Source organism: Marinactinospora rubrisoli (genome assembly GCF_042664915.1).
GTDB lineage: Bacteria > Actinomycetota > Actinomycetes > Streptosporangiales > Streptosporangiaceae > Marinitenerispora > Marinitenerispora rubrisoli.
On sequence record NZ_JBHTBH010000012.1, the window covers coordinates 162,871 to 177,566 of the forward strand.

14 protein-coding genes are annotated in these 14,696 nt (G+C 72.4%); 2 read left to right on the forward strand and 12 right to left on the reverse strand.

The genetic code is table 11. From position 1 onward, the window contains the following. Window positions 1–121: 121 nt before the first annotated feature. Window positions 122–574 (reverse strand): VOC family protein, encoded by a 453-nt coding sequence (locus ACFQRF_RS22705; protein WP_379873183.1) that lies wholly within the window; start codon window positions 572–574, stop codon window positions 122–124. Window positions 575–1,112: 538 nt separating this feature from the next. Between ACFQRF_RS22705 and ACFQRF_RS22710 the strand changes: the two genes are divergently transcribed. Further along, window positions 1,113–1,871: an IclR family transcriptional regulator gene (locus ACFQRF_RS22710; protein WP_379873184.1), complete on the forward strand. Its 759-nt coding sequence runs from the start codon at window positions 1,113–1,115 to the stop codon at window positions 1,869–1,871. Window positions 1,872–1,964: 93 nt separating this feature from the next. On the opposite strand, the gene ACFQRF_RS22715 is transcribed toward ACFQRF_RS22710, so the two are convergent. The 9 genes from ACFQRF_RS22715 to uvrC form a co-directional block, all read right to left on the reverse strand. Further along, a complete protein-coding gene (locus ACFQRF_RS22715) occupies window positions 1,965–2,327 on the reverse strand; it encodes an RNA polymerase-binding protein RbpA (RefSeq protein WP_379873185.1) in 363 nt (120 codons plus the stop codon). Between the two features lie 121 nt (window positions 2,328–2,448). Continuing rightward, on the reverse strand, window positions 2,449–2,685 hold the full coding sequence (secG, locus tag ACFQRF_RS22720; protein ID WP_379873186.1) for a preprotein translocase subunit SecG: 237 nt from the start codon (window positions 2,683–2,685) through the stop codon (window positions 2,449–2,451). Window positions 2,686–2,944: 259 nt separating this feature from the next. Further along, window positions 2,945–3,748, reverse strand: coding sequence for a triose-phosphate isomerase (tpiA, locus tag ACFQRF_RS22725; protein WP_379873187.1), 804 nt, complete (start codon window positions 3,746–3,748; stop codon window positions 2,945–2,947). A gap of 14 nt (window positions 3,749–3,762) precedes the next feature. After that, complete coding sequence (locus ACFQRF_RS22730; RefSeq protein WP_379873188.1) at window positions 3,763–4,950, reverse strand: phosphoglycerate kinase; 1,188 nt, start codon at window positions 4,948–4,950, stop codon at window positions 3,763–3,765. Between the two features lie 193 nt (window positions 4,951–5,143). Beyond that, complete coding sequence (gene gap, locus ACFQRF_RS22735; RefSeq protein ID WP_379873189.1) at window positions 5,144–6,151, reverse strand: type I glyceraldehyde-3-phosphate dehydrogenase; 1,008 nt, start codon at window positions 6,149–6,151, stop codon at window positions 5,144–5,146. Between the two features lie 318 nt (window positions 6,152–6,469). Then, window positions 6,470–7,450 (reverse strand): DNA-binding protein WhiA, encoded by a 981-nt coding sequence (gene whiA / locus ACFQRF_RS22740; protein WP_379873190.1) that lies wholly within the window; start codon window positions 7,448–7,450, stop codon window positions 6,470–6,472. Between the two features lie 241 nt (window positions 7,451–7,691). Then, window positions 7,692–8,627, reverse strand: a complete 936-nt coding sequence (locus tag ACFQRF_RS22745; protein WP_379873241.1) for a gluconeogenesis factor YvcK family protein — start codon at window positions 8,625–8,627, stop codon at window positions 7,692–7,694. A gap of 247 nt (window positions 8,628–8,874) precedes the next feature. Continuing rightward, window positions 8,875–9,759, reverse strand: coding sequence for an RNase adapter RapZ (gene rapZ / locus ACFQRF_RS22750; protein ID WP_379873242.1), 885 nt, complete (start codon window positions 9,757–9,759; stop codon window positions 8,875–8,877). Between the two features lie 4 nt (window positions 9,760–9,763). Next, a complete protein-coding gene (gene uvrC / locus ACFQRF_RS22755) occupies window positions 9,764–11,830 on the reverse strand; it encodes an excinuclease ABC subunit UvrC (RefSeq protein WP_379873191.1) in 2,067 nt (688 codons plus the stop codon). Window positions 11,831–12,149: 319 nt separating this feature from the next. Between uvrC and ACFQRF_RS22760 the strand changes: the two genes are divergently transcribed. Further along, window positions 12,150–13,313, forward strand: coding sequence for a mechanosensitive ion channel family protein (locus ACFQRF_RS22760; RefSeq protein WP_379873192.1), 1,164 nt, complete (start codon window positions 12,150–12,152; stop codon window positions 13,311–13,313). Window positions 13,314–13,383: 70 nt separating this feature from the next. Here ACFQRF_RS22760 and ACFQRF_RS22765 read toward each other — a convergent pair whose 3' ends face one another. Beyond that, window positions 13,384–13,809, reverse strand: a complete 426-nt coding sequence (locus ACFQRF_RS22765; RefSeq protein ID WP_379873193.1) for a Rieske (2Fe-2S) protein — start codon at window positions 13,807–13,809, stop codon at window positions 13,384–13,386. A gap of 92 nt (window positions 13,810–13,901) precedes the next feature. Next, window positions 13,902–14,585, reverse strand: coding sequence for an RDD family protein (locus ACFQRF_RS22770; protein WP_379873194.1), 684 nt, complete (start codon window positions 14,583–14,585; stop codon window positions 13,902–13,904). Window positions 14,586–14,696: the final 111 nt, after the last annotated feature.

Genomic DNA, 14,696 nt, shown 5'->3' on the forward strand with positions numbered 1-14,696 from the left:
AGAGGCGCCCCGGCCAACCCGTGGCACTGGGCGCCGAGGCGGCGCGGGCCGTGCGCCGCCGCTGCGTCTCAGGCCGTCCCCGGCCCGCGGCCACGGGGGGACGGGTGCGGTTCCCGGGCGGTCAGCCGCCCTGGCCGGCCCTCTCGATCAGCTCGACGACCGGCCCGTGCGCCAGGCCGTCCAGGTACACGAAGCGGACCCGGTCCCCGATGGCTCCGTCGAAGACGACGCTCGGGTCCTCGCCCGCCTCGCGCAGCGCCGCGAGATGGCGGTCGATGCTCTCGACGACGTAGGCGAGATGGTGGACGCCCTCGCCGTTGGTCTCCAGGAACTCCGTGTACGGCGAGCGGCCGGTGAGCGGCTGGATCAGTTGGATCTCCGAGGCTCCGGTACTGATGAAGCCGTAGCGGGCCGAACAGGCGACCTCCTGCCCGTGGAACCGGGCGTCGGGGAAGCGCAGATCCATGATCCGCTCGGTCTTGACGGCCCACCGTCGCTCGTAGTCCGCCGCGGCACGGTCGAGGTCCGCCACGACGATGCCGACGTGGAGCAGGGGAGGAAGAGCGGGGAGCACGGCGATCTCCTTAACTCGGGTCGTGGCTGTCGCATCGGCAGCCGGACCATGATCGTACGCGGCACAACGGGCGCCCGGCAGGCGGTGTCAGGGGTGGCGTCACCGGCCGAGGCCGGTCGGCCCATCGGCGCAGCGGGCGGGTGCACGGGGCCAGGTCAGCGCGCTCGTCCACGTCCGGCTCGAACCCCCAACGGGAGCTGCCGCGGGTCCAGAACAGTGAGTGCGCCGGTCCTCCGCGGTGCGCCGGTCGCCCCAGGCGAAATCGCTCCGGACGTGCCGCACCAGCGGCGCGTCGACGTGGCCGGAGAGGACCGGAGCAGGTGCAGGGCGAGCGTGGTGGCCCCGGCGTGCTCGCGGTCGCCGCCCGGTGAACACGCCCGCCTTGCCGTGGCGGAAGACGCCGTTGGCGCCGCCCCGGTTCTCGGCCACGTCCCGGCGGAGTGGATCGCGGCGGACCGCCGTGCGGCTCCCCGCCCTTGCGGCGTCCCCGGCCGCGACGGAAGCAGGTGCCCGGCGAACAAACGGGCACAATCTCCCCATGAGTCACGTGCCCGCCGCGACCCGCGCCCTGCGGCTGCTGCGCTTCCTCGCCGCCCAGCCGGGGCCGGTGTCGGCCACGACGCTGGCCCGCGGCCTGGACATGCCGAGGTCGAGCGTCTACCAGCTGCTGGAGGCCATGGCCCAGGAGGGGTTCGTGACGCACTTCCCCGAGGAGGCGCGCTGGGGGCTCGGGGTGGCCGCCTTCGAGATCGGCTCCGCCTACCTGCGGCACGGCCCGCTGGAACGGCTCGCCCGGCCGCTGCTCGTCCGTCTGGCCGAGCAGACCGGCGCCACCGCCCATCTGGGGGTGCTGCACGGCTCGGACACCCTCTACCTGCTCAAGGAGCAGCCCGCCGAGGCGCCGACGCTCATCACCGCCGTGGGCGTCCGGCTGCCGGCGCACCTGACCGCGTCCGGCCGCGCGATGCTGGCCCGGCTGCCCCGGACCCAGGTGCGCGCCCTCTACCCAGGGCCCGGCAGCTTCGTGACGCGGACCGGCCGGGGGCCGGCCGGCCCCCGGGAGCTGCGCGAGGTGCTCGACATCGAGCGCCGCCAGGGATGGTCCAGCGAAGAGGAGCAGGTGGCGGAGAACTTCATCTCGGTCGCCGCAGCCGCGTTCGACCACAACGCCACGCCGGTCGCCGCCATCAGCCTGACCGTGCCGCGCGCCCGACCGGTCACACTGCCCGCCCTGGCCGCGCGGGCGCGCGACGCCGCCGCCGAGCTCACCCGCCGGCTCGGCGGCCGCTCCCCGTGACGACCGAATCGCCGGAGCGACCCCGGCGCGCCCTCCGGCACAGCACAGCGCCCACCGGCCGGGCCGGTGGGCGCTGGAAGCCGCTGGGGCGCGTCAGCCGCGCATGGCCGCGGCGACCGCCGCACGGTCGGCGCGGAGCTTGGCGAGCGCCTCCTCCAGGATCGCCTGGCCGTCGGCGTCGCTGCGCCGCTCCTTCACGTAGGCCAGGTGCGTTTTGTACGGCTCGGTGCGCGGCGGCGCCGGCGGGTTGTTCGGGTCCTTGCCCGCGGGGAAACCGCAGCGCGGGCAGTCCCACTCCTCGGGGACCTGGGCCTCGTGCGAGAAGCTCGGCACGACCTCATGCTTGTTGGCGCAGTAGAACGGGACACGGATCCGGGGCGCGGACTCACCGCGCTCGGCCTCACCCATAGGGCCGGCACCGACACGGCTACCCCGGATGGCACTGCCACTACCCACGAAAGAACTCCTTCGGCGACATACCCCGCTGAGGGGACGGATGATGCGCCAGTCGGCGGCACGGCGGCAGGGTGCCGGGCGCGGGTGCCCGGACCGCGCGGGCACGGGAGACTGGAGGGACCTACGCTCCCCGGTTGATGAGCAGCCCCAGGACGACCGCGGACACGACCCAGATCAGGCCGGTGATGATCGTCAGCCGGTCGAGGTTGCGCTCCACGACGGAGGAACCGCCCAGGGACGACGTGACACCACCGCCGAACAGGTCGGAGAGGCCGCCGCCCTTGCCCTTGTGGAGCAGGACCAGCAGGACCAGCAGCACGCTGCAGATCATCAGGACGATGGATAGACCGAGGACCACGTGCTCACCCGTAACTCGACCCCTGCGAGGGGGAATTGACGACCTGGGCCCCGGAGCCGCGATCGCGCCGCTGGAAGGATCCGCCGGCGCGATCCCGTTTCCGGGACCGGAACAGATTCCGATGTTACCTTCTGCCGCGGCGTGACGGATCCGGTTGCACAGCGCGGCGGCATGGAGTCGGCGTTCTGCGAGGTTACGCGACCCATCTCCGGGTGCCGCCGCGAAGGATCCGCACTCCGCGGCGGCCGGAGATCCCGGGCTAGGACTGCTCGCGGAAGCGCACGAGCTTGACGAACTCCTCCGCCTGAAGGCTCGCGCCACCGACGAGCGCGCCGTCCACGTCGGTCTGCGCCATGATGCCGGCGATGTTGCCGCTCTTCACCGAGCCGCCGTACAGGATGCGCGTCTCCCCGGCCGTCTCGGGCGTGTACAGCTCGCCGATCCGGGCGCGCAGCGCCGCGCAGACCTCCTGGGCGTCCTCGGGCGTGGCGACCTCGCCGGTGCCGATGGCCCACACCGGCTCATAAGCGACCACCAGCCGGCGCGCCTGCTCCTCGGTCACGCCCTTCAGCGCGCCGTCGAGCTGCGCCAGCGAGTACGCGACCTGGTCGCCGGCCTTACGCACGTCAAGGCCCTCCCCCAGGCACAGGATGGGGGTGATGTCGTGGGCGAAGGCCACGCGGACCTTGGCGTTGACGATCGCGTCGTCCTCGTTGTGGTACTGGCGCCGCTCGGAGTGGCCGGCCAGCACGTAGGAGCAGCCGAGCTTGGCGAGCATCGCACCGGAGATCTCACCGGTGTAGGCCCCCTTCTCGTGCTGGGAGACGTCCTGCGCGCCGTAGCCGATCTTCAGCTTGTCGCCATCGACCAGGGTCTGCACGCTGCGCAGGCTCGTGAACGGCGGCAGCACGACGACCTCGGCTGCGTCGAAGTCGGCGTCGTTCAGCGCGAACGCCAGCTTCTGGACCAGGGCGATGGCCTCGAAGTGGTTGTTGTGCAGCTTCCAGTTGCCCGCGATCAGCGGCTTGCGCACGGACTTCGCGGTGCTTGCGGGGTTTCCCATAGGGGAGGTCTTTCCTACTCTTCCAGTGCGGCGATACCGGGCAGGTTCTTGCCTTCGAGGTACTCCAGGCTCGCGCCGCCACCGGTGGAGATGTGACCGAACGCGGATTCCTCGAAGCCGAGCGCGCGCACCGCCGCGGCGGAGTCGCCGCCGCCGACCACGGTGAACGCGCCGGAGTCGATGAGGCCCTGGGCGACCGCTCGGGTGCCGCCGGCGAACGGCGCCATCTCGAACACGCCCATGGGGCCGTTCCAGAAGATCGTCTTGGCGTCGGCCAGCTTGTGCGCGAACAGTTCGGCCGAGCGCGGCCCGATGTCCAGCCCCATCCGGCCGGCGGGGATCGCGTCGGCCGCGACGACGTCGTGCCCGGCGTCGGCGGCGAACCGGTCGGCGGCCACGATGTCCACCGGCAGGACGAACTCCACTCCGCGCTCCGCGGCACGGCGCAGGTACTCCTGCACGGTGGGGATCTGGTCGCGCTCCAGCAGGCTGGCGCCCACCTCGTGCCCCTGGGCGGCCAGGAAGGTGAACACCATGCCGCCGCCGACCAGGATGCGGTCGGCGGTGCCGAGCAGGTTGTCGATCACGCCGAGCTTGTCGGACACCTTGGAACCGCCGAGGACCACGGCATAGGGCCGCTCCGGCGACTCGGTGAGCCGGCGCAGCACACCGACCTCGGTGAAGACCAGTCCGCCGGCGGCGTGCGGCAGCCGCCGGGGCAGGTCGAAGACGCTCGCGTGCCTGCGGTGCACGGCGCCGAAGCCGTCGCCGACGTAGAGGTCGGCGAGCCGGGCCAGCCGGTCGGCGAACGCGCCGCGCTCGGCCTCGTCCTTGCTGGTCTCGCCCGGCTCGAAGCGCAGGTTCTCGACCAGGGCCACCTCGCCGTCGCGCAGGGCCGCGCTCACCTCTCGCGCCGACTCGCCCGCGGTGTCGGCGGCGAAGTGCACGTCGGTGCCGAGCAGTTCGCCGAGCCGGGCGGCCACCGGGCGCAGCGAGAACTCCGGGCGCACCTCGCCCTTGGGCCGGCCCAGGTGCGCGCCGACGATGACGCGGGCGCCACGGGACCGCAGCTTCTCGATGGTGGGCAGGCTGGCCCGGATGCGGCCGTCGTCGGTGATGCGGTCACCGTCGAGCGGCACGTTCAGATCGGCCCGGACGAACACGCGGTTGCCCGCGACGTCGAGGTCCTCGATCGTCCGCATGTGGGTTTCCCCTTCAGGGAGAGTTGGGCGAAAAGTCCGAAGAGTCCACGGAGGCGGCGATGTGCGGCCGCCGGGACGGGCGGCCGGTTCGGCCGGGTGCCGGCACGGCGCTGCCCGCCGGCGGACACCGGGTGGCGCTCTCCCGCGCGGGGAGGAGCGCCACCGGCGGGCCGCGGCGGGCCGGAGACCGCTGTTACAGGCGCGAGCCGACCAGCTTGGCGAGGTCGACCAGCCGGTTGGAGTAGCCCCACTCGTTGTCGTACCAGCCGATGACCTTGACCTGCGAGCCGAAGGTCATGGTCAGGCTGGCGTCGAAGGTGCAGGAGGGCGAGGTGCCGACGATGTCGGAGGAGACGATCTGGTCCTCCGTGTAGTGCAGGTAGCCCTTGAGCGGGCCCTCGGCGGCGGCCTTGAAGGCGGCGTTGACCTCGTCCTTGGTGACCTCCCGCTCGACCTCGACGACGAGGTCGGTGACCGAGCCGTCGGGCACCGGCACCCGCATGGCCATGCCGTCGAGCTTGCCCTGCAGCTCGGGCAGCACGAGGGCGGTGGCCTTGGCCGCACCGGTGGTGGTGGGGATGATGTTCTGCGCGGCGGCGCGGGCCCGGCGCAGGTCCTTGTGCGGGAAGTCGAGGATGACCTGGTCGTTGGTGTAGGCGTGCACCGTGGTCATCAGGCCCTTGACGATGCCGAAGTTGTCCAGCAGCGTCTTGGCCATGGGCGCCACGCAGTTGGTGGTGCAGGACGCGTTCGACAGGATGTGGTGCTGGGCGGGGTCGTACTTGTCGTCGTTGACGCCCATGACGACGGTAAGGTCCTCGCCCTTGGCCGGGGCCGAGATGATGACCTTCTTGGCGCCGGCGTCGAGGTGCTTCCTGGCGTCCTCGGCCTTGGTGAACCGGCCGGTGGACTCGATGACCACGTCGACGCCGAGGTCGCCCCACGGCAGCGCCGCCGGGTCGCGCTCCTCCAGCGCCCGAATGCTGCGGCCCCCGACGCTGATGGTGTCCTCGCCGACCTCGACCTCACCCTGGAGGGTGCCGAGAACGGTGTCGTACTTCAGCAGGTGCGCGAGCGTGGCGTTGTCGGTGAGGTCGTTGACCGCGACGATCTCGACGTCGTTGCCCCCGGCGGCCTGCACCGCACGCCAGAAGTTACGGCCGATCCGACCGAAGCCGTTCACGCCTACACGGATGGTCACGGGACCAGTCTCCTCACGTGTTTCGATGTGTCGCTGCGAGCGGTCCGGCGCGTGCCCGCGCCGAGCCCCGACAGAGCTGCTCTTTGAGTTGGGCCGCGTTGTATCGGGGTTGTTACCGAGCCTATCGCCACCCGCCGAGATGGGCCGAGGTGGATCCGCGGTGCGCCCGTGGGCGCACAACCCCGCAACGCCGGGACCATCCTGGCAGCAACGCGACCAGAGGTCTAGACCATTAGGTCCGATTTTTGGCGCCAAACGGTTTTTACGGCGATATTTACGCCGGGTTACCGTCACCGCGCGGCTCCCGCACCGCCGTGGTCACGGCACGAGCATGTCCGCGGTCAGGTTGGCCTCGGTGCCCGGGATGCCCAGGTCGGCCGCCCGCTTGTCCGCCATGGCCAGCAGCCGGCGGATCCGCCCGGCGATGGCGTCCTTCGTCAGCGGCGGGTCGGACAGTTGCCCGAGCTCCTCCAGCGACGCCTGCTTGTGCAGCAGCCGCAGCCGGCCGGCCGCCACGAGGTGGTCCGGCGCGTCCTCGCCCAGGATCTCCAGGGCGCGCTCCACCCGCGCTCCCGCCGCCACGGCCGCACGTGCGCTGCGCCGCAGGTTGGCGTCGTCGAAGTTGGCCAGCCGGTTCGCGGTGGCCCGCACCTCGCGGCGCATCCGGCGCTCCTCCCAGGCGAGCACGCTCTGGTGCGCGCCGAGCAGGGTGAGCAGCGCACCGATGGAGTCGCCGTCGCGGACCACCACCCGGTCCACCCCGCGCACCTCCCGCGCCTTCGCGTGCACCTTGAGGCGGCGCGCCGCGCCCACCAGCGCCAGCGCCGCCTCGGGCCCGGGGCAGGTCACCTCCAGGGACATCGAACGGCCGGGCTCGGTGAGCGAACCGTGCGCGATGAAGGCGCCGCGCCAGGCCGACTCCGAGTCGCACGAGCCGCCGGCGACCACGTGCCGGGGCAGGCCGCGGACGGGACGGCCGTTGTTGTCGATGAGGCCGGTCTGGCGGGCCAGGCTCTCGCCGTCCTTGATCACCCGGACGACGTAGCGGTTGCCCTTGCGCAACCCGCTGGGGGCGAGGACCACGACCTCGGATTCGTGGCCGAACACCTCGGAGATGTCCTTGCGCAGCCGGCGCGCCGCGGCCCCGGTGTCGAGTTCCGCCTCGATCACGATCCGGCCGCTGACCAGGTGCAGCCCTCCGGTGAACCGCAGGATCGTGGAGACCTCGGCTTTCCGGCAACATGGCTTGAGAACGGTCAGCCGGCTCAACTCGTCCTTCACCACGCCGGTCATGGCCATGGATGTGGTCCTCCCCTGGAACGCTTTGCGGTGCGGCGGCGTCGTCAGCACTGCCCCTCGTGGCAGACTACTGGCCGAGCGCTGTCGCGCCACGCCCCTGACCGCGTGTCCGCTGGCACCTCCGCAAAGCGGCGCGGCCACTTTTCCGCTCTGCCGGATCTTGATGTGGATTGTCCCTGCCGTGGGGCGGCCTGCCGGGCACCGAGGCTCCGGCAGGCCCGCACACCGGCGGCGGGGGCGGTCAGTCCGGCCCGCTCCGGAAGATGCCGTCGAACGCCGCCGCGAGCAGATCCGGATCGTGCCGCGGCGAGCCGTCCGCGGCGGCGACGTCGGCCAGCACCAGCCGACCGCCCAGGCGCTCGGCGGCACCACGCAGCGACCGGGTGTCCTCGACCACCCCGGGATCGGCCAGCACCACGTCCACCCCGAGCCGGGGGGCGTGCGCGGCCAGCACCTCCAGGTAGGTGTGCGCCGCGAAGCCGTCGGTCTCACCGCGCTGCGGCGACAGGTTGAGCGCCACGACCCGGCGCGCCGGGGTGCGCACCAGCGCGTCCGCCAGCTCGGGCACCAGAAGGTGCGGGAGGACGCTGGTGAACCACGACCCGGGGCCGAACACGACCCAGTCCGCCTCCAGCACCGCCTTGACCGCCTGCGGAGAGGCCGGCGGCGCCTCGGGGACCAGCGAGATGGAGCGCACCCGGCCGCGGGTGCTCGCGCACGCCACCTGTCCGCGCACCGTGCTCACCTCGGCCGGGCGGGCCGGGTCGACCCCCTGGACCTCGGCGACGATGTCCAGCGGTACCGAGGACATCGGCAGCACCCGGCCGTGCGCGCCCAGCAGCTGGCCGACCCAGTCCAGCCCGGCCACCGAATCGCCGAGAAGCTCCCACAGCGCCACGATCAGCAGGTTGCCCACGGCGTGCCCGTGCAGCTCGCCCTCCGAGCGGAACCGGTGCTGGATGACCTCGCTCCAGGTGTGGCCCCACTCGTCGTCGCCGCACAGCGCGGCCAGGGCCATGCGGAGGTCGCCCGGCGGCAGCACCCCCAGCTCGCGGCGGAGCCGCCCGCTGGACCCGCCGTCGTCGGCGACGGTCACCACCGCGGTGACGTCGGTGGTCACCCGGCGCAGTGCCGACAGCGAGGCGTACAGGCCGTGCCCGCCGCCCAGCGCGACCACCCTCGGCGGAGGAGGCTCGGCTCCCCGCTCACACGCCACGGAGGCTTCGGCGGCCTCCTCCGGGTTGTCCGCGTCCTCGTAGCCCGACATCAGAGTCTGCGTACCCCTGTCCGATCCGTGTGCGGACCGCGCCGGTACCGCCGTTCCGATGGCGGACCGCCCACCGGCCGCTTGCAAATGAAGCCATGCTAGGGGGTACCGGCCGCCACCGTCCGCAGCGGGCGGGTGAAGACCCGCCGGGCCCGGCCTACTCCCGACCGACGTCGCGGTGCACCACGTTGACCTCCAGCCCCTCCTCGCGAAGCCGGGCGCCGAACTGCTCGGCCATGGCCACACTGCGGTGCTTGCCGCCGGTGCACCCGACCGCCAGCGTCATGTAGTGCTTGCCCTCCCGCAGGTAGCCGGCCACCAGCAGCCGGAGCACCTCGGTGTAGGTGTCGAGCAGTTCCTTGGCGCCGCGCTGGGCCAGGACGTACTCGCGCACCGGGGCGTCGCGGCCGTTCATCGGGCGCAGCTCCGGGACCCAGTGCGGGTTGGGCAGGAAGCGGCAGTCGATCACCAGGTCGGCGTCCACCGGCAGGCCGTGCTTGAAGCCGAAGGACACCACGTTGGCGCGCAGGTGCGACTCGTCGGCCTCGCCGAAGAAACCGACGACCCGCGCCTTGAGCTGGTGCACGTTGAGCTGCGAGGTGTCGATGACGAGGTCGGCCTCGCCCCGGATGGCGCGCAGCAGTTCGCGCTCGCGGGTGATGCCGTCGGTGAGCCGGCCGTCGGCCTGCAGTGGGTGCGGGCGCCGCACGCCCTCGAACCGGCGGACCAGCGTCTCGTCTCCGGCCTCCAGGAAGAGCACGCGGGCCGCGATCCCGCGCCGCCGCAGCTCCTCGACGGTCGAGAGCAGGTCTTCGGTGAAGGCCATGCTGCGCACGTCCACGACGGCGGCGACCCTCGGGACGGCGCCCTGGGTGCGGCCGGCGAGGTCGATCATCGTGGGCAGCAGGCCGGGCGGCAGGTTGTCGACCACGAACCAGTCGAGGTCCTCCAGCGCCCGCGCCGCCGTGCTGCGCCCTGCCCCCGACATGCCCGTGACGATCACGATCTCCGGCGGCAGCTCTCCGCCGAGACTGCTCATCACCTGCTCATCCCCCATTGTCTTGTCCGCCCTCGTCCGGTGACTTCTGCGCGCCGCCAGTATTCCCGCCGGCCAGCCGCGCCGCGATGGTTTCCGCCGTTCGCGTACCGATACCGGGCACCTCGCTGATCTCCTGCACCGAGGCGGCCGCCAGCCGGCGTACCGAGCCGAAGTGCTTCAGCAAGGCGGTGCGGCGTGCCGGGCCCAGCCCCGGCACCTCGTCCAGGACGCTGGAGGTGAGCGCCTTGGCGCGCCGCTGCCGGTGGTAGGTGATCGCGAACCGGTGCGCCTCGTCGCGTACCCGCTGCAGGAGGTACAGCCCCTCGCTGGTACGCGGCAGGATGACCGGGTCCTCCTCGTCCGGCAGCCACACCTCCTCCAGCCGCTTGGCCAGGCCGCACACCGCGACGTCGTCGATACCGAGTTCGGCGAGGGCGCGTTTGGCCGCCTGGACCTGCGGCCGGCCGCCGTCCACGACCACCAGGTTAGGCGGGTAGGCGAACTTGCGCGGTGTGACGTGGGCCGCTTCCTCTCCGGCACCGGCCTCGGGTTCGCGGGGCGCGGGGGCCCGGTCCGCCGCGGGGCCGCCCTCCGCGGCGCCGCCCATGCTGGCGAGTTCGCCGGAGCGCTGGCTCTCCTCCAGGTAGCGGGTGAACCTGCGGGTCATGACCTCGGCCATGGCGGCGACGTCGTTCTGCTCCGCTCCGCCGCTGCCGGTGCCGCGGATGCTGAACCGGCGGTACTCCGACTTGCGGGCCAGGCCGTCCTCGAACACCACCATGGACGCCACCACGTGGCTGCCCTGCAGGTTGGAGATGTCATAGCACTCGATGCGCAGCGGCGCCTGGTCGAGGTCGAGCGCCTCCTGGATGTCGCCGAGCGCGCGGCTGCGGGTGGTGAGGTCGCTGGCACGCTGGGTCTTGTGGCGGGCCAGCGCCTGGCGGGCGTTCTGCTCGACCGTCTCCAGCAGTGCCCGCTTGTCGCCGCGCCGCGGCACTCGCAGGTCCACCCGCGCGCCGCGGTGCTCGCTCAGCCAGGCGGCGACCGCCTCGGCGTCCGCGGGTTCGGCGGAGACCAGGACCTCGCGGGGGATGGCCGCGGCGGTCCCGGCCGCGCCGTCCCCACCGTCGGCCGGCTCCGCGCCGCCGTAGTTCTGCGCGAGGAACTGCGCGACGAGCTGGCCGGTGCCGATGTCCTCCACCTTGTCCACGACCCAGCCGCGCTGCCCGCGGATGCGGCCGCCGCGCACATAGAAGACCTGCACCGCGGCCTCCAGCGGATCCTCGGCGAACGCGATGACGTCGCAGTCGGTGCTCTCCCCGAGCACGACGGCCTGCTTCTCCAGGGCGGTGCGCAGCGCCTGGACGTCGTCGCGGAGCCGGGCGGCGCGCTCGTACTCCTCGTCGGCGGCGGCCTCGCGCATCCGCTGCTCCAGGCGCCGGATGAAGCGTCCGGTGTCGCCGGCCATGAACGCGCAGAACTCCTCGGCCAGCGCGCGGTGCTCCTCGGGGTCGACGCGTCCGACGCACGGCGCGGAGCACTTGTCGATGTAGCCGAGCAGGCACGGCCGGCCGCTGGAGTGGGCCCGCCGGAACACCCCGGACGAGCAGGTGCGCACCGGGAACACCCGCAGCAGCAGGTCGACGGTCTCGCGGATGGCCCACGCGTGCGAGTAGGGCCCGAAGTAGCGCACGCCCCGGCGTTTGGCGCCCCGCATGACCTGCACCCGCGGGAACTCCTCGTTGAGGGTGATCGCCAGGTAGGGGTAGCTCTTGTCGTCCCGGTAGCGGACGTTGAAGCGCGGGTCGTACTCCTTGATCCACGAGTATTCGAGCTGCAGCGCCTCGACCTCGGTCCCCACGACCGTCCAGTCCACGTCGGTGGCCGTCGCGACCATGGTCTGGGTGCGCGGGTGCAGGTTGGCGAAGTCCTGGAAGTAGGAGGAGAGGCGGGCGCGCAGGTTCTTGGCCTTGCCCACGTAGATGACCCGGCCGTGCTCGTCGCGGAACCGGTACACCCCGGGTGCGGTCGGGATGGAGCCGGGCTTCGGTCGCAGGTGGGGTTGGGCTGCCATACGCCCATTGTGGTCACGGGGACCGACAACTCGCATCCCGGAGCCGTGATCTGGGTCTCGCCGGGGCCGTCCCCCTGCGCTCGCGGAACGCCGCCTCGCCCCGGTCATCGGCCGGCATCCGCCCGGAGCCGCGGGAACCCGCGAGCGGCTACGGTGGGCGCGGCCTGGGCCACGACCGAGCGGGCAAAACACCATGTTTCGGTAGCCGCATACTCTAAGTTGTGTCTGACACCGGGCGGCCGGTTCCCCTTGGCCGAGCGGGACCGGCGTCGAGAACCACCCGAACTCCCGCAGCCCCCTCGTGAAAGGCCCGTATTCCGTGGACGTCGCACAGTGGGTCGCCATCGGCGTCTCCGTCGCGATCTCCGTGCTCCTTGTCACGGTGATGCACTGGCTGCTGACGCACCAGCTCTCCAAGGTCTGGCAGCTGGCCGAGCCCCTCGTCCAGCGTTGCCGCTTCTCCGCCTACGCCGCCGGAGCCGTGATCGGCGCGAACCTGGCGCTGCCGGCCCGCGACGAGGTCGGCCGGGCGGTCTACTCGATCATCCAGCACGCCATGCAGATCGCGATGATCGGGACGATCGTCTGGCTCGCGGTCACGGTCGCCTACGCCGTCACCGACGCCGTGCTGATCCGGCTCGCGGTGAAGAGCGCCGACGCCGACCGCCGCTCGCGGCGGCTGCAGACCCAGGTCAAGCTGCTGCGCAGGGTCGTCTCGACCGTCATCGGGTTCCTCGCCGTCGCGGCGGTCCTGTTCACCTTCGACGCCGTGCGCGCGCTCGGGGCCGGGCTGATCGCCTCCGCCGGCCTCATTTCGGTCGTCGCCGGTATCGCCGCCCAGTCCACTCTCGGCAACCTGTTCGCCGGGCTGCAGCTCGCCTTCAGCGACTCGCTGCGGATCAACGACATCGTGGTGTTCAACGGCGAGTGGGGGCGCGTCGAGGAGCTCAGCCTCACCAACGTCACCCTGCGGTTGTGGGACGAGCGACGGCTGGTCCTGCCGGTCTCGCACTTCACCAACAACCCATTCGAGAACTGGACGAAGCAGGGCACCTCGATCACCGGCGCGGTCATGCTCCGGGTCGACTGGGAAGTGCCGATCGACAAGCTTCGCGCCGAGGTCGGCCAGTTCGTCGGCGACCACCCGCTGTGGGACGGCCGCCGCTGGTCGCTGCAGGCGACCGACGTGCTGGAGAACGGGCTCATCGAGCTTCGGGCGGTGGTCACCACGGCCGACTCCGACGCCCGGTGGGACCTGTGCTGCGACCTGCGCGAGCACCTGGTGGACTACATCCGGCGGAACTTCCCGGAGTCGCTGCCGCGCAACCGCACCGAGTTCACCAGCGAGAGCCCCGAACCGCAGGCGGTGATCTGGCCGGCCACGGCTTCCCGCGAGCGCACCCCGGAGCCCGTGAGTTCGCCCGCCGGCGACTCGGCCCGCAAGGGGCCGGACAGCGAGACCGGCGCCGACGCGGCCGGCTGACCCGCTCGCTCCGGCGGGCGGCGCCGTGCGGTGATCCGCGCGGCGCCGCCCGCGTTCGGGGCCCGGGCCGTCAGACCAGCGTGATGTCCGTGCCGTCCACGGTCACCTCGAACGCTTCCAGGGGCTCGGTCGCCGGTCCGCGCAGCACCGCGCCGTCGGCGATGGCGAACACGCTGCCGTGGCACAGGCAGTGGATGATGTCGGTCACCTCCTGCACCGTGCAGCCACCGTGGGAACAGACCGCGCTGAACGCCCGGAACTCGCCCTCGGTCGGCTGGGTGATCACGAGCTTGCCCCTGATGACCAGATGGCCGCCGCCGACCGGCACGTCCGTGGTCTGGGCGACGACCTGGCCGTGCAGGCTGTCCTGTGGCCGCGGCCGGTCCTCCGGCGGGGTGCACGCGCTCGCCCCCAGCGCCGCGGCCCCGGCCGCTCCCGCGGTACCGAGCAGCCTCCGCCGGCTCAGTCCGCACGCACACGACGCCCCCGCACTCATCACGAGGCTCCCTTCGACCTGTCCCGAGATTTCCACTACGCACTGTAGTAGTGGCTCGGAGCAGCGCGTACGGGACCCCGCGGACCCGGCCGTCAGGCGGTCGTCACCACCACCGTTCCGGCCAGCTTGTCGTTGAAGGACTGCCGGTTCGGCTTGTCCCACAGCGGCCACAGCCCGTTGAGAATCGGGATCAGGCCGATCAGCCAGCCGATGACGGGAATCCAGTTGAGGAAGGCCGGCAGGTACCAGGTGAGCGCCCGCAGCAGCGCGGTGCTCGCCGGGAGGCGCGGCGCCGGGCCGATGATCGGCATGACCTGCAGCCGCATCACCATCTTGCCGACCGTCCGCCCGTAGGCGGCGAGCATCAGCGCCTCGTAGGCGATCGCGATGAGGAATCCGATCACCGCCCCGAGCACCCGCGCGCCGAGTCCGAGGTCCCCGGTGGGCTGCGCGCCGTAGGTCTCCGTCCCGTACTCCCCCGCGGCCGTGTTGGCGAAGGCGAACAGCACGACGGCGAGCACGATGACGTACGGGATGCCGACGATGACGGTGTCGATGATGCGGGCGACCAGGCGCTGCCACCACTCGGCGAGCCGGCCCGGCCCGCGCTCGCGTTCCTCCGGGGGGTGCTCCTCGGACGCCGCGGGCTCCGGGGACGGCCGCGGGCCGCCCGCGCCGTATCCGCGCGGGGTCGCGCCACCCGGCGGCGGGCCGCTCTCCTCGTCTCCGTGGCCGCCCTGGTCGCGCGGCCGGTCCGGTGGCGGTGGATGGTTCATGGGCTGGCGCACCTCACGGTGGTCGAACGCTCGCTGACCTGGGCCGTCCCATTATCGGCACAGGTGGCCGAGGTTCCCGTGAGGCGCGGCACGGGGCGTGTCGCACGCGTC

Excerpts from the sequence above, each read along its gene's own strand:
- ACFQRF_RS22710 (WP_379873184.1), top strand. The coding sequence starts at position 1,113 with ATGAGTCACGTGCCCGCCGCGACCCGCGCCCTGCGGCTGCTGCGCTTC.
- whiA (WP_379873190.1), bottom strand. The coding sequence starts at position 7,450 with ATGGCCATGACCGGCGTGGTGAAGGACGAGTTGAGCCGGCTGACCGTT.
- uvrC (WP_379873191.1), bottom strand. The coding sequence starts at position 11,830 with ATGGCAGCCCAACCCCACCTGCGACCGAAGCCCGGCTCCATCCCGACC.
- ACFQRF_RS22770 (WP_379873194.1), bottom strand. The coding sequence starts at position 14,585 with ATGAACCATCCACCGCCACCGGACCGGCCGCGCGACCAGGGCGGCCAC.
- tpiA (WP_379873187.1), bottom strand. The coding sequence starts at position 3,748 with ATGGGAAACCCCGCAAGCACCGCGAAGTCCGTGCGCAAGCCGCTGATC.
- ACFQRF_RS22730 (WP_379873188.1), bottom strand. The coding sequence starts at position 4,950 with ATGCGGACGATCGAGGACCTCGACGTCGCGGGCAACCGCGTGTTCGTC.
- ACFQRF_RS22765 (WP_379873193.1), bottom strand. The coding sequence starts at position 13,809 with ATGAGTGCGGGGGCGTCGTGTGCGTGCGGACTGAGCCGGCGGAGGCTG.